We start from the raw sequence: 13604 nt of genomic DNA, 5'->3' as shown, positions 1-13604 counted from the left end.
CGGGCCAGGTGTTCATCTGCTGTTCATCTTGGCGCCGGCAACCGTTGTGTCCCCGCGCCGCCGAACACCCTCCGGACCGGCCCGCGGCTACTATCGAGCTGCCGAGGGCACCTCGCCCCGACGTCTGCACGGGAGATGAGACGTTGACCAAATTCCTGGCAAGGATCGTGGCGTGGGTCGCGGCCGGCTATCCCGAAGGGGTGCCCGGCCCTGATCGCATCCCGCTGCTGGCGCTCCTGCGCCGCCGGCTGACCGACGACGAGGTCAAAGCAGTCGTGGCCGCCCTGACCGACGGTTCCTCTCCCTCTGACCCGCCCGGCATCGACACCGTCGACATCGGCGTCCTGATCACCCAGATCACCGACGATTTGCCGTCCCCCGACGACGTCGAGCGGGTGCGCGAACGGCTCGCCGCGCAGGGCTGGCCGCTCGATGATCCGCGCGACAGTGAGGACACGCCATAGCCACCCTGCGCCCGCTTCCCGTGGCCGCCGGCGTCGCGGCGTTGGCTGCGCTGCCCGACGTCGAAGCGGCGCTGCAGGACCGGGCCAGTCTGCTTCCGGTACCGGCCGAGGATCCGGGCCAGTCGGCGATGCTGGCCCGCGCACTGCGCGCCGGGGACGCGATCGCCGATGCGGTGGCGGCGGTGCTGTCGACATCGGGCACGACCGGGACTCCCAAGGGCGCACTGCTGAGCACCTCGGCGCTGCTGGCCAGTGCGCACGCCACGCACGAGAGGCTCGGCGGGCCGGGGAAATGGTTGTTGGCCCTGCCCGCTTATCACGTGGCGGGATTCCAGGTGCTCGTCCGCAGCGTCGTGGCCGGCACCACGCCGGTCGCGATCCCGGCCAATGCGCCGCCGGCCGACCTGGCCCTGGCCGTCTCGGTGATGGGTACGGGCCGGCGCTACGCGTCACTGGTCGCTGCCCAGTTGACGAAAGCACTGGACGACCCAGCGGCCGCCGATGCGCTGGCCTCGTTGGATGCGGTCCTGATCGGCGGCGGTCCGATGCCCGCGGCGGTGGCCGAGAAAGCCGCTGCCGCAGGCGTTCCGGTGATCCGAACCTACGGCATGAGCGAGACCGCGGGTGGGTGCGTCTACGACGGCATGCCGCTGACCGGGGTGCAGGTGGCCCTCGACGGGTCCGGCCGCATCTCTCTGGGCGGCGAGACGGTGGCGCTGGGCTACCGCAACCCGATCACACCGGACCCGTTCGTCGAACCGGGGTGGTTCCGCACGGATGACATTGGCGCTTTGGATGACTCGGGGGTTCTGCGGGTCCTGGGTCGCGTCGACGATGCGATCAGCACCGGCGGGCTGACCGTGCTGCCGGGGATCGTGGAGGCGGCGGTGGCCAGCCACCCCGCGGTGGCGGAGTGCGCGGTGTTCGGGGTGGCCGACCAAAGACTGGGGCAGCGTGTCGTCGCGGCCGTCGTCGTGACGGACGGGGCGACGATCACGCTGCCCGAATTGCGTTCGCATGTCGCCGCGGAGCTTCCGGCGACGGCGGCACCCCGGGAGGTGCACGTCGTCGCCGAGCTGCCGCGGCGCGGTATCGGCAAGATCGACAGACGCGAACTCATCCGCCGATTCACCGCCGGCGACTAGCTGAGCTTGTCCTTGATGTTCTCGCCGACCTTCTTGGCGCCCGAGACGCCCTGATCCTTCTGACCTTCGGCCTTCAGGTCGTCGTTGCCCGTGACGTCGCCGACCACTTCCTTGGCCTTGCCCACGGCATCCTCAGCGGCGTTCTTGGCCTTGTCGATGAAACCCATGTCGTTTCACCCTTTCTCGTGATGAGCGCCCCCTCTGGGCGCTGACATCACTTGGTCGTCTGCGTCGGCGGATCCCGTACGTGCCCAGGAGGTGATGTGCGACACGATGTTCGGATAGACGCGGGCCACCGGCCACAACACCAGCCCGGTCACCATGCTGGCCAGTCCCTCTAGAAGGGAGGGCGGCACATGATCGGGGTCCATCAGGTCGTTCTCGCCGAGGGGTCCGGCTTCCCTCGACACCATGTAGCGGGTGAACGTTCGCAGTGAACGACCGGTGCCGCGCAGGGCGTTGACCGCGGCCAGGAAGGAACCGCGGCGCTCCAACTCCCGGCGGAAGTCACTGACGGAGACGCCGAGGTGTTCTGCGACGAGATCGTCTCGCGTGAGCAGGATTTCATGGGCCACGTCGGTGCGCTCGCCGGCCTCGATGGCCACATCGCACTCGCTGTCGAAGCCCAGCGATCGGTTGTTCAGATTCGACGAGCCGATCCGCAGCAGGCGGTCGTCGATCACCATCACCTTGGAGTGCACATAGACCGGCATTCCTCCGGTGGTCACGGGCCAGTAGACACCGAATCGGTTGTGCTGATCGGCTTTCCAGAGCATTCGCAGCAGCCGCTCGCGCGCGCTGTCCATCGACTCCTGCTCGAGGCGGCTCTCCGAGCTGCGGGGCAGGACGATCACGACCTCCGGGCCGTCGGGTTCGCGCAACCGGGCCGCGAGTGCGTCAGCCAGGCGCCGCGAGGCGAGATACTGGTTCTCCAGATAGATCACGGAGCGGGCGCTGGCGATCGCGGCGAGGTTGAGCGCTTCGACCTCGCGCACCTCTGCGCGCGACCCGAAGGAAGGAAGGGTGCGGGCGATCGCGACGTCCACGTCGCGCACGTCGGGGCGTAACCCGCGCGGCCACGTCGGCCCCACCGGGGTCACCGGTTGGAGGTCGGTTCCTGTCGCGTCGCACCAACGCCGCCGGGCCTCCTCGGCCAGCGCCAGCGCGGCGGCGTCGTCGACCACAGCCGCCACTTCGTGACGAGGTCCGTAGGTGTGTCCTGCCGACGACCGGCCGCGGTCGTGCCGGGCATGATCACGCCGGTCCCAGCGGCCGAGCGTCAGGTCGATGCCGCCGCAGAACGCCACCGCGTCGTCGATCACGACGATCTTCTGGTGGTGCACGGCGCCGGTGGGCCGGGCCCCGTCGACCGCGAAATGCATGCGGGGCAACGTGAATCGATTGACCAGCGAGACAGGCGTGAGACCGAACCAGAACTGGTCGAGTGCGGGCAGCAGGTTCAGGTTCGACTTGAGCAGATACACCTCGAGCTCAGGGCGCCGCCACACCAGCCAGGTCAGGAACAACCCGAGGGTGTCGGGCCCGCTCAGCGTCGAACCGGTCGGCTCGAATGCCGTGCGCGCGTCCAGATCCCAGCCGATCAGCATGATCCGGCGGCGCGCGTTGAGCATCGCCTCTTTGACGTAATAGAGGTAGTCCGCACCGTCGACGAGCCGGCTGAACGTGCCGGCGCGTTCACTGCGCCAGCACGTCACACCCGGCTCGAGGACGGCGCTCGTCTGCTCGCCAGCCGTCATCGCACGACGGTTCCGGCCTTGGCGTCGACGCGCAGAACGGTGCGGATCGCGACACTGCCGCCGAGCATCGCCACTGCCGTGCGGGCGGTGTCGTCTGCAGCAGTGATGGCGGCGGACAGACCGGACCGGGCGGGAACCCGCACGGTGAGCGTCACGGTGGGGCGCCCGTGGTCGCGCGTGGCGCTTCCGGAGGCCTTGATGACGGCCGGATCGGCAGCCAACACCTCAGCGGCAGCGGAGGCCACCGAGGTCGCGTCGGCGGTCGCGGTGGCGTCACCGCTCACATCGACCCGGGCTGCCTTGGCCGGCCAGCGATGCGCGGCGAGCCAGCGCAGCGCCGCCAGGACCAGCACGACCCCGGCACCGCCGAGCGCCCACGGCCACCACGGCGCCGACGTCCAGCCGGCCAGCGGCGTCGTCAGGGCTCGCCCGGCGCCGAGGTCCCCTCGGGTCCAGGCGACAGCAGCCAGCCCGAGCGCCACCATGGCGATGCCGGTCAGCAGGGTCACGACGCGGTCGAACGCGACAGCGGCGCGGGTCATCGGACCTCCTCCGTTCGGGTGCGGACGACGATGCGTGGCGGGCTCTGCAGCACGGCCAGTCTGCGCGTCACCGCGTCGGTGATGCTACGGCGCATCGCGTCGGCGTCATCGCGGGTGACGCGACAGCGCACGACGACGCGACGGCGCGACGCCGAGGCGCGCGCGTCGACGACCCCGGCGACGTCGCGAGCCGCAGCACTCGCCAGTGCCGCGACGCCGTCGACGGTCAGGTACATCGGTGTCTGCGCGGCGACGGCCACCGCCGTGCGCCGACGCGGCGCCAGGGCGGTCGCGGTCAACACCAGACCGCAAAGCAGCACCGCGACGCCGGCGACCGCCATCCAGCCGGCGGGTTCGACACCGTCCACGGCGGCAGCAGCAGGAAGCCACGTCGAGCCAGAGGCCCAGCCCAGCCCGACGGCGGCGTCGCGCACAGCGACCACACCGAGTGCGGCCAGCAGGATCGCCAGCACCACCGCGACCTTGCTCGCCCCGGCCGCCGCCACCGGAACCGGCGCCGAACGCACGGACAAACGTTCCGGCGCTTCGGTTCCGACAGTCTCGTCCACCGTGGTCATGACAGTTTCCTCTCAGTACTGGGCGGAATGATCGCCGCGACGTGCACTGTCACGCCGTCCACGGCCAGCCCGGCGTGGTCGCGCAGGGCGGTCGTGACGCGGTCACGTGCGTCCGCCGACAGCGCGGCCAGGGGCCGGCCCCATTCAGCGGCGATCTCGACCGCGGTGCGGACGTGGTCGGCTGCGACGACGGCGTCGACACGCGGCAGGTCGTGGCCGACCAGGTTGGTCAACGCTCGGCCGTGCCGCCGCACTCCGGGGGTGGTGAGCACGGCAGCCTCCACCAGGTGCTCGATCGCGCGGTCGCGGACCCGGAGGCTGCCGCGGTCACCGGGATCGGTGACCGCAGCCGCCTCGTCGACGACGGCGGTGCCTTCCTCAGCCACGGCCCCGGCCCTGCAGCCAGCTCGTGACGTCGAACTCGCCGTCGCGCTGGCCCCCGATCACGTACCCGATCGCGCCGAGAACGAACGCGATGAGGAAGCCGGTGAATCCACCGGCCGCGGCGGCCACTCCGAGAAGCACCCCGGCCAGCATGCCGACTGTCGCTGTGGTCATCGTCTCTCTCCTCTGCCGTACGTCGCTGCCGTGGTCCGTCACTCGACCCGGCCCGACCGGTCCTCGGTGTCGTCACCACCCTCGTCGGGCACGTGGATGTCGTGGACGGTGATGTTGACCTCGACGACCTCCAGGCCCGTCATGCGCTCCAGCGCTGCGATGACGTTACGGCGGATACCCGCTGCCACGTCGGAGATCGAGACGCCGTACTCGGCGACGATGTCGAGGTCGACTGCGGCCTGCTTCTCACCCACCTCGACGGAGACGCCCTGCGAGTAGTTGGTCGAGGCGCCGGGGATGCGGTCACGCAGGGCGCCGACGGCGCGGCTGGCGTTGCCGCCGAGGTCGTGCACGCCGTGGACTTCGCGCGCGGCCAGACCAGCGATCTTGGACACCACGACATCGGCGATGGTGGTGCTGCCCTGCGTGGTCACCAGCGGGCCGGAGCCGGCCTTGGCAACGGTGGTGGTGGTGGTGGGGGTGGTCATGACGGTCCTCCTACGGTGATGTGTCGGTGTTCCTACAGGTCTTCAGTCGTCGCCCCGCGTCCGATCCGAATGCCGACTCGATGTAATCCCGCACACACCACCAGGTGTGAGCACACGAGCGAAATGTTCCGGTACCCCCGCGTCCGGCGCGGTGAAACGGCCGTCACCGACCTGTCAGACCTGCGACGGGGTCGCGGTCCCTAGGCTGTCGGGGATGTCCGTGTCTCGCAGAGAAGCAGTGGCCGTCACCGGCGCCGTGATCCTGGTGGCGGCGGCCTTCGTCGTGCCACGCCTGCACCTGCCCGTGGTGACCCCGCTGCTCAACGCGGGTCCGGATCGGTTCCACGACTTCGCCGACACCGCACCCATCTTCGGATGGTGGAACGCCCACGTGGGCCCGGGCACCGTCCCGGCGATCGCGATCGGGTTGGCCGCGGTGCTGTGGGGCCCCGCGCTCGCCGCGCGGCTGCCCTGGCGCGCGGTGCCGTGGGCGGCGTGGGCGACATCCTGTGCGTGGGCCTTCAGCCTCGCCATGGTGGACGGCTGGCAGCGCGGTTTCGCGGGACGGCTGACCGCCCGCCACGAATACCTGCGCCAGGTGCCGACGATCGACGACGTCGGCGAAGCGGTCCGCACCTTCGCCGGCCGGATCCTGGACTACCAGCCCGACTCCTGGATCACCCACGTGTCCGGGCATCCCCCGGGTGCGCTGCTGACCTTCGTGTGGCTGGATCGCATCGGACTCGGTGGCGGAGGGTGGGCTGGACTGCTGTGCCTGCTGGCCGGCTCGAGCGCCGCCGCCGCGATCGTCGTCGCCGCGCGCGCGCTGAGCGACGAGGACACCGCGCGCCGGGCGGCCCCGTTCGTCGCGGTGGCGCCGACGGCGATCTGGATCGCGGTGTCGGCCGACGGCTACTTCGCCGGGGTCGCCGCCTGGGGCATCGCCTTGCTCGCCCTCGCGGTCACCGGGACGGCGCGGTGGCCCCTCGTCGCGGCGGCGGGCGCCGGGCTGCTGCTCGGCTGGGGCATCTTCTGCAACTACGGCCTGGGGTTGATGGCGCTGCCTGCGGTCGCGGTGCTGACCACCGCGCGCACTCGGCGGTCGCTGCTGACCGCGCTGGTGCCCGCGGTGCTGGCCGCGCTGCTGGTGGTGGCGATCTTCGCGGCCGCCGGATTCTGGTGGCTCGACGGCTACCACCTCGTGCAGGAGCGATATTGGCAGGGCATCGCCAACGACCGGCCGTTCGCCTACTGGGGGTGGGGCAACCTTGCCGCGGTGGTGTGCGCAATCGGCCTCGGCAGCGTGGCCGGCCTGGCCCGGGTGTTCGATCTCGCTGCCCTGCGCCGTCGCAGCGGGCTGCACCTGGTGGTGCTCGGTGCCCTGCTGGCCATCGTGGCCGCCGATCTGTCCCGATTGAGCAAGGCCGAGACCGAGCGCATCTGGCTGCCGTTCATGGTGTGGCTGGTGGCCTCGGCGGCTCTGCTGCCGCGGCGGTCACACCGTTGGTGGTTGGCGCTCAACGTCATCGGGGCGTTGGCGATCAACCACTTCATCCTGACTAACTGGTAGCAGCCGCCGCGCGAGAACCGACAGCGGCACCAACACCCACACGACCGCCAGCGCGACCCAGAACCCGGTCACGTAGTCACGGTCGAGCACCGTCATGTTGTCCGGCCGCATACCCGGTTTGTCGTACACCGGCACCGCCAGCAGTGCCAGCACCACGCTGCACAGCGCGGCGATCCCCGCCGGGGCGCGCCACCGGGCCGGGATCAGGCGCCGCCCCGCGAAACCCAGTGCGGCGCACAGCGGAGCGAACACGAAGTCGTGCAGGACGACGCCCGCCGCCGCCCAGATCGCGATGCGGATCAACACCGCCGTCGAGAAGTCGACGAGTAGCAGCGCACCGTAACCCGCGAGCGCGAGGCCCGCGGCCACCAGCACCGTTCGCACGACCCTCACGGCACCACCTCGATCCGGGTCAGCCACTTGGTCTGCAGCACACCGGGTCTCGAGGGCGCGATCAACCGGCACGGGTACCCGTGGTCCAGATCGAGCGTCTCGCCGTTCACCCGCAGCGCGATCAAGGTCATGTCGTCGCGGGCGTGCCGGGCGGGCAGCACGGTTCGGGAGTACGGCCCCGGGCCTTCGAGCGAGATCATCCGGACATCGGAGTCCGGGGACGCGCCGACCGCGGCGAGCAACTGGGCGAGCACCACCCCGGACCACTGCGCGTCGACGCTCCACCCTTCCACGCATGCAATCGGCAGCCGGTGCGTGCTCTGCGGCAGAGCGGCGAGTTCGGCGACGCTGAACTCGCGGCTGCGGGCGCCGTTGACGACGGTCAGCCGGAAGCTCGGCGAGCTGGCAGCGGCGATCACGCCGGCCGCGATCGCCGAACGGTTCACCGGAACACCCTGTGGCCCCTGACCCGAACGCGGCGCCAGCACCGAGACCCGGCGCAGCAGCGGGACCGTCTGCCCCACCGTGACCACGGTGGCTGTCGCGACCGCCAGCCAGGTGCCGAGCAACACTGTGCGCCGGGACGGCCCGGGGCCGCCCACTGCCACGTCGTCGAGAGGTTCGCCGAGCGCACGCCGGATCACCGGCAGCTTGACCCCGATGTGCACCACGACCGCGCCGACCGCGACCCAGGCGACCGCGTAATGCGCTGTGGTGAAGAAGAATCCGAAGACATACCACTGCGCGGTGTTGAGCAGACCGGTGCTCAGCTGGAAGATGATCGACGCGACCAGGACGAGGATGGAGAGCCGTTCCAGCGCGCGGACCGGGCCGCCGAGCAACGGCCGTTCGAACAGTTTCGGCCACACCGACCACAGCTTGACCACGAGCAGGGGAATCGCCGCGATGCCGCTGGCGACGTGCAGACCCTGAGTGAGGCGGTAGAGCCACACCGGTCGGGTGGGCCACCAGAACCAGGGCTGCGGGTGCTGGATGAGGTGGCTGATCAGCCCGGTCAGAAAGCAGATCCCCACGGCGACACCGAGTGCCAGCCCGACCCGGGCGGTGATCGGGGTGCCGCGCAGCGTCGAGAAGCGCGTCACGCTGCGGCGAGGGTGGCGATCACCCTCGTGCCGATGTGCCGGATGCCTGCGACCGCGAGACCCACCTCTGCGGCCAGCGCGGGCATGCTGTCGATACCCACCGACGCCCACTTGAACCACGGCCCGATGGTGCTCGATGACTCCAACCGCACCCAACCGACATCGATTCCTATTGCCGCGGAATCGAACTCGGCCAGACAGCGACCGCCGCTGCGCAGCAGCTCAGCGGCCCGGCGCAGCACCCTCGCCGGGTCGCCGCCGAGCCCGATGTTGCCGTCGGCCAGCAGCACGGTCTGCCAGCGGCCCGTCCCCGGCAACGGCTCGAACAGATCGCGATGCAGCGCGGGCGCTCCACTGCTGCGCGCCAGCCGCACGGCGGTGGGTGAGAGATCGACCCCGAGCGCAGGGACGCCGCGCTGCACCAGATACGACACCAGACGGCCAGGGCCGCAACCCAAGTCGATCGTCGGGCCCTCGCACATGTCGACGACCGCGGTGTCGAACCGATCGTCGGCGTGCCTGCCGCCCAACCAGTTGTGCACCGGCAACCGGCTCACCCGGCCGTCGTCGCGGCGTACCCAACATCGTTCCCCGGTCAGGGCTCGGTCGTAGAGCTGTCCGAACATCAGGCCTCCACCGTCGCTGTGATCCGGGCGAATCGCGAGCCCGCCGGACAGGCGCTGCGCACCGCTTCGACGTCGTCGATCGTGTCGACGTCGGCGAGTTCGGTGACCAGCCCCACGGACAACCCGGTGTCCCGCAGCGCGGCCAGCGTTACGGCACCCGTGTCGGGTGCCGACATCGGCACCTCCCGCAGACAGTCCGCGGCCGCGGCGACGCGCACGCCGAGCACCCACCACCCGCCGTCGCGGGCCATCCCCAACACGGCGTCGTCGTCGCGCAACCCGTCGACGCACTCGGCCAACAGATCCGGGCTCACCTGGGGGGTGTCCATGCCGATCTGCACCACCGCGGTCGTCCCGGTCGCAGCGACGGCGTCGACGTGGGCATTGGCCAGCCGATCGGCGAAGTGTTCCCCGCGCTGGGGGACCACGACGAAATCGCCGAGCCGGTCCCGGATCTCCGCGGAGCGGGCGGCGGCGGCGAGATCGCCGGTCATCGCGACCACGCGCGCATCGGCAGAGGTGCCCGCCACCGCGTCCAGAGTGTCCAACAGGGCGGCCGCGGCGATATCGGCGGCCGTCGCGTCACCGACCGTGGCCGCCAACCGCGTCTTCGCCAGGCCCGGCACCGGAGCCTTGGCCACCACCAGCAGACAGGTGCCCGTCACCGGATCACCTTCATGAAGTCGAGTGCTGCAACGGCACTGCCCCTCATCGAGCCGCTCACCTTCGAGGTGCCGCCGGTGCGGGGGCCGTAGGCGACGTCGCGTTCGACGACGGTCCACCCCGCCTGCGCCGCCTTCACCAACAGCTCGAGCGGATAGCCGGAGCGGCGATCGGTGACCCCGAGGCCGAGCAGCGCGTCGCGGCGGGCCACCCGCATCGGCGCGATGTCGTGCACCGGCAGGCCGTAGCGGCGGCGCAGCCGCCAGCAGACCGCCGCGGTGCCGAGGCGCGCATGCCAGGGCCACGTCAACCCGGGGGTGGCGCGGCGCCGGCCGATGGCCATGTCGGCGCCCCGCTCGACGTCGTCGACGAGGGTGGGCAGATTCAGCGGGTCCAGCGAACCGTCGCCGTCGAGCACCGCCACGATCGGCGTCTCGGCCGCCTCCACCCCCGCATGCACGGCAGCCCCGTACCCGGGCGTCGTCTCGGCAACCACGGTGGCACCGCATCGCCGGGCCACCAGCGCCGTCGCGTCGGTGCTGTTGTTGTCCACCACCAGAGCGCGGTACCCCGCCGGGATCGCCGCCAACACCCCCGGCAGAGACTCGGCCTCATTGAGGCACGGGAGCACCACCGTGACCGGACTGTCGGGCATAGCTCGCAACGCTAGGCCAGCAGGGCGGTGGGCGCGAGCGGCAAGCCTGACGAATGCGTGACATAGGTGCAGGTAGTGGCCGCGTCCAGCTAACCTCGGGGGGTGACCCGTGTGCTGATCGCCGACGACGATGACGTCGTCCGCGATGTCGTGCGCCGATACCTGGAACGCGACGGACTCGACGTGTCCACCGCGCACGACGGCACCGAAGCGCTGCGTCTCCTGGGCTCCCAGCGCATCGACGTGGCCGTTCTCGACGTGATGATGCCCGGGCCGGATGGCCTCTCGCTGTGCCGCAACCTGCGCAAACGGGGCGGATACGCCGTGCCGGTGATCCTGCTGACCGCTCTCGGCGAAGAAGACGATCGCATCGCCGGGCTCGAGGCGGGCGCCGACGACTATCTGACCAAGCCCTTCAGTCCGCGTGAGCTCGCGCTGCGGGTGCGCTCGGTGCTGCGCCGCGCCCCGGCTGCCCCCGGCGTGCTGCCCATGGAGCTGCGGGCCGGAGAGCTGACCGTGTCGACCGCTGCGCGCACCGTCAGCTCGGCGGGCAAACCCGTGAGCCTCACCAACCGGGAGTTCGACCTACTGCTGTTCTTCCTCACCCACACCGACACCGTGTTCACCCGCGAGGACCTGCTCAAGCAGGTGTGGCACTGGGACTTCGGTGACCTGTCCACGGTCACCGTGCACGTCAAGCGGCTGCGATCCAAGCTCGGCGACCGCCATCGGGTGCAGACGGTGTGGGGCCGCGGGTACATGTGGGCCTCCGAGGGTTCTGACGAGCCGAGCGCCGGAAGCCCGGATGCCGACGACTGAATTCTGGGAGATCGTCGGCTGGGCGTTGGCATGTTCGGTGCCGGTGGTCCTGGTCGGCGGGGTGATGATCCGGCTGGCGCGGACGTGGTCGTTGGCCGTCAGCATGGTGATGCTCGTCCTGATCCCACTGCTCGCCACGCTGGCCGGGGTGATCGGCGCCAGCGGATTCATGATCACCGAGACCTTCGAGCGGACGGCGGTGGTGCTGGTCATCGTCTCGGTGGTGACGATCCCCGCCGCCGTGATGCTGGGCCGCTACCAGGCTAGGCGGACGGTCTGGGAAGCCGAGATCCGCGACTCCGAACGCGCCGCCGAGCATTCGCGGCGCCGGCTCGTCGCATTCGTCAGTCATGATCTGCGCACGCCGCTGGCCGGCATCCGCGCCGTGTCCGAGGCCATCGCCGACGGCGTGGTCCCCGACGACGAGGTGCGGGTGCACGCCAAGCACATCGAGCACGAATCGGTGCGCCTGTCCGAGATGGTCGACGACCTGTTCGAGATGTCGAAGATCAACGCCGGGGCACTGTCGCCGTCGTTCGACAAGGTGGCCCTCGACGAGGTCGTCGACGACGTCCTGGCGGCGCACCGCATCGCCGCCGAACGCGCGGGCGTGCAGCTCGAGGCGAACCTGCCCGAGGAGCCGGTGCGGGTGGTCGGCAGCGACCGGGCGCTGGTGCGGGTGCTGTCCAATCTGGTGGCCAACGCGATCGCGCACACGCCCGAAGGCGGCAGGGTCGAGCTGGCGCTGGGCGCCGACGAGAACAGCGCGTGGGCGCGCGTCGACGACACCGGCGTGGGCATCGACGAGGCCGACCTGCCGCGGGTGTTCGACGTCGCCTACCGCGGCTCGAACAGCCGGGTGCCCCGCGCCGACTCCTCGCTCCCGAGCGGCTCCGGGCTGGGTCTGGCGATCGCGGCCGGGCTGGTGCAGGCACACCGCGGCACGCTGTCGGCGCACAACCTTCCGACGGGCGCCCGCTTCGAGGTGCGGCTGCCGCTGGCCGTCGACTGAGAGGGCTTCCGCGAGAGTGCCGTGGCGGTAGCGGCGATTGCTGCGCGGCTACCGAGAAAGCACTGTCGCGGGTGGGTCAGCCGGGCAGTGAGGTGCTGAGGCGCTCCGCGGCAGCCAGGTAGTCCTCGATGAACTCGCGCACGACCTCGCGGGCCGGCTTCACCTTGTTCATGAGCCCGACGCCCTGGCCGACGAAGTAGGTGGCCAGCGCCTGGGCACCCTCGTGCCCCTGCGCGGCGAGCACGTCGATGCGGCGGATCACCGGCTCGCACAGCATCGACTGCAACGGCAACGGCAGCGGCTGATGGCCCTGCGCGCTCGGCAGCCACGCGTCGGTCCACTCGGACTTCAGCTGCCGCGAGGGCTTGCCCGTACGGCCCGCCGATCGCACGGTGTCGCGGGAGGATGCGGCCAGCATCTTGGCGACCGTGTGCGGCGCCGTCTCGGCCTCCTCGGTGGTCAGCCACACCGAACCGGTCCACGCCCCGGCCGCGCCCATCGCCACCATGCCGGCCATCTGCCGTCCGGTCACGATGCCGCCGGCCGCCAACACAGGCACCGCGCCGTCGACGGCCTCGATCACTTCAGGCACGACGACCAGCGTGCTCACCTCGCCGCAGTGGCCGCCCGCCTCGGTGCCCTGCGCGACGATCAGATCCACGCCCGCGGCGACCTGCTTGACCGCGTGCTCCTTGGCGCCCACCAGCGCAGCGACCGGGATGCCCCGCTCCTTGCCCGCCTCAATCATGTAGTCCGGCGGTACGCCGAGTGCGTTGGCGATCAGCTTCACCGGGTGCGTCAGCGCCACGTCGAGAAGCTCCGGACCGGTGTTGCCCGACAGCGACGAACCGCCCAGCCGCCGCTCCGGCTCGGGCTCGATGTCGTGCGCGCGCAGCAGATCGTCGACCAGCTCGCGGTAGCTCTGGGGGATCCGGGAGGCGAGGTCGGCGCGCGAGAGCTTCTCCCCCTTGCCCTCGAACTTCGCCGGCACGATCAGGTCCACGCCGTAGGGCTTGCCGCCCACCGCGTCGTCGATCCACGCCAGCTCGCGATCCAGCTGCGACGGGCTGTACGCCGTCGCGCCCAGCACGCCGAACCCGCCGGCGTTGGTCACGGCGGCCACCACATCCCGGCAGTGGCTGAACGCAAAGAGGGGAAAGTCGATACCGAACTGGTCGCACAGCGCTGAGCTCATGGGCCCCAGTATCGCTTGACGGCCGATGAGCGCTTG

At 70.8% G+C, this 13604-nt stretch carries 18 protein-coding genes; 5 read left to right on the top strand and 13 right to left on the bottom strand.

Annotated features, from left to right (window positions below):
* The first annotated feature begins 143 nt into the window (after positions 1-143).
* Positions 144-464 (top strand): DUF3349 domain-containing protein, encoded by a 321-nt coding sequence (locus tag MHN84_RS14375; RefSeq protein WP_241205208.1) that lies wholly within the window; start codon positions 144-146, stop codon positions 462-464.
* Entirely contained in the window at positions 461-1609 is a 1149-nt protein-coding gene (gene menE / locus MHN84_RS14370) for an o-succinylbenzoate--CoA ligase (RefSeq protein ID WP_374238371.1), read from the top strand. The genes MHN84_RS14375 and menE overlap by 4 nt, the downstream gene beginning before the upstream one ends.
* On the opposite strand, the gene MHN84_RS14365 is transcribed toward menE, so the two are convergent.
* From MHN84_RS14365 to MHN84_RS14335, 7 genes are read right to left on the bottom strand one after another with little or no spacing between them, the layout of a single operon-like run.
* On the bottom strand, positions 1606-1776 hold the full coding sequence (locus tag MHN84_RS14365) for a CsbD family protein (RefSeq protein WP_221361395.1): 171 nt from the start codon (positions 1774-1776) through the stop codon (positions 1606-1608). The genes menE and MHN84_RS14365 overlap by 4 nt on opposite strands.
* Positions 1777-1782: 6 nt before the next feature.
* The gene (locus MHN84_RS14360; protein ID WP_241205207.1) at positions 1783-3366 is read right to left on the bottom strand and encodes a phospholipase D-like domain-containing protein; all 1584 of its coding nucleotides are present in this window, start codon (positions 3364-3366) and stop codon (positions 1783-1785) included.
* Complete coding sequence (locus MHN84_RS14355; protein WP_241205206.1) at positions 3363-3908, bottom strand: hypothetical protein; 546 nt, start codon at positions 3906-3908, stop codon at positions 3363-3365. Before MHN84_RS14355 ends, MHN84_RS14360 begins: the two co-directional genes overlap by 4 nt.
* Complete coding sequence (locus MHN84_RS14350) at positions 3905-4486, bottom strand: DUF6286 domain-containing protein (RefSeq protein WP_241205205.1); 582 nt, start codon at positions 4484-4486, stop codon at positions 3905-3907. The genes MHN84_RS14355 and MHN84_RS14350 overlap by 4 nt, the downstream gene beginning before the upstream one ends.
* Complete coding sequence (locus MHN84_RS14345; protein ID WP_241205204.1) at positions 4483-4872, bottom strand: Asp23/Gls24 family envelope stress response protein; 390 nt, start codon at positions 4870-4872, stop codon at positions 4483-4485. The genes MHN84_RS14350 and MHN84_RS14345 overlap by 4 nt, the downstream gene beginning before the upstream one ends.
* Positions 4865-5044 carry a hypothetical protein gene (locus MHN84_RS14340; RefSeq protein WP_241205203.1) on the bottom strand — a complete coding sequence of 60 codons (180 nt, stop codon included), beginning with the start codon at positions 5042-5044 and terminating at the stop codon, positions 4865-4867. Before MHN84_RS14340 ends, MHN84_RS14345 begins: the two co-directional genes overlap by 8 nt.
* Positions 5045-5082: 38 nt before the next feature.
* Positions 5083-5532: an Asp23/Gls24 family envelope stress response protein gene (locus MHN84_RS14335; RefSeq protein ID WP_241205202.1), complete on the bottom strand. Its 450-nt coding sequence runs from the start codon at positions 5530-5532 to the stop codon at positions 5083-5085.
* Between the two features lie 214 nt (positions 5533-5746).
* Between MHN84_RS14335 and MHN84_RS14330 the strand changes: the two genes are divergently transcribed.
* On the top strand, positions 5747-7102 hold the full coding sequence (locus MHN84_RS14330) for a hypothetical protein (RefSeq protein WP_241205201.1): 1356 nt from the start codon (positions 5747-5749) through the stop codon (positions 7100-7102).
* On the opposite strand, the gene MHN84_RS14325 is transcribed toward MHN84_RS14330, so the two are convergent.
* The 5 genes from MHN84_RS14325 to MHN84_RS14305 are packed head-to-tail and all read right to left on the bottom strand — an operon-like array spanning position 7028 to position 10542.
* Complete coding sequence (locus MHN84_RS14325; RefSeq protein ID WP_241205200.1) at positions 7028-7495, bottom strand: hypothetical protein; 468 nt, start codon at positions 7493-7495, stop codon at positions 7028-7030. The two genes, MHN84_RS14330 and MHN84_RS14325, sit on opposite strands and share 75 nt — an antisense overlap.
* Complete coding sequence (locus MHN84_RS14320; protein ID WP_241205199.1) at positions 7492-8598, bottom strand: molybdopterin-dependent oxidoreductase; 1107 nt, start codon at positions 8596-8598, stop codon at positions 7492-7494. Before MHN84_RS14320 ends, MHN84_RS14325 begins: the two co-directional genes overlap by 4 nt.
* Positions 8595-9224 (bottom strand): class I SAM-dependent methyltransferase, encoded by a 630-nt coding sequence (locus MHN84_RS14315; RefSeq protein WP_241205198.1) that lies wholly within the window; start codon positions 9222-9224, stop codon positions 8595-8597. The genes MHN84_RS14320 and MHN84_RS14315 overlap by 4 nt, the downstream gene beginning before the upstream one ends.
* Positions 9224-9889, bottom strand: a complete 666-nt coding sequence (locus MHN84_RS14310) for a DUF2064 domain-containing protein (RefSeq protein WP_241205197.1) — start codon at positions 9887-9889, stop codon at positions 9224-9226. The genes MHN84_RS14315 and MHN84_RS14310 overlap by 1 nt, the downstream gene beginning before the upstream one ends.
* A complete protein-coding gene (locus MHN84_RS14305) occupies positions 9886-10542 on the bottom strand; it encodes a glycosyltransferase family 2 protein (protein WP_241205196.1) in 657 nt (218 codons plus the stop codon). The genes MHN84_RS14310 and MHN84_RS14305 overlap by 4 nt, the downstream gene beginning before the upstream one ends.
* Positions 10543-10644: 102 nt before the next feature.
* On the opposite strand from MHN84_RS14305, the gene MHN84_RS14300 reads away from it, so the two are divergent.
* Entirely contained in the window at positions 10645-11361 is a 717-nt protein-coding gene (locus MHN84_RS14300) for a response regulator transcription factor (protein ID WP_241205195.1), read from the top strand.
* Positions 11348-12373: a cell wall metabolism sensor histidine kinase WalK gene (locus tag MHN84_RS14295; protein ID WP_241205194.1), complete on the top strand. Its 1026-nt coding sequence runs from the start codon at positions 11348-11350 to the stop codon at positions 12371-12373. Before MHN84_RS14300 ends, MHN84_RS14295 begins: the two co-directional genes overlap by 14 nt.
* Positions 12374-12449: 76 nt before the next feature.
* Here MHN84_RS14295 and MHN84_RS14290 read toward each other — a convergent pair whose 3' ends face one another.
* Positions 12450-13568, bottom strand: coding sequence for a nitronate monooxygenase family protein (locus tag MHN84_RS14290; RefSeq protein ID WP_241205193.1), 1119 nt, complete (start codon positions 13566-13568; stop codon positions 12450-12452).
* Between the last annotated feature and the right edge of the window lie 36 nt (positions 13569-13604).

It is taken from the genome of Mycobacterium sp. PSTR-4-N, assembly GCF_022348085.1.
GTDB lineage: Bacteria > Actinomycetota > Actinomycetes > Mycobacteriales > Mycobacteriaceae > Mycobacterium.
The sequence above is the reverse complement of the archived record's forward strand: the minus strand, read 5'-3'. Positions and strand labels throughout refer to the sequence as shown.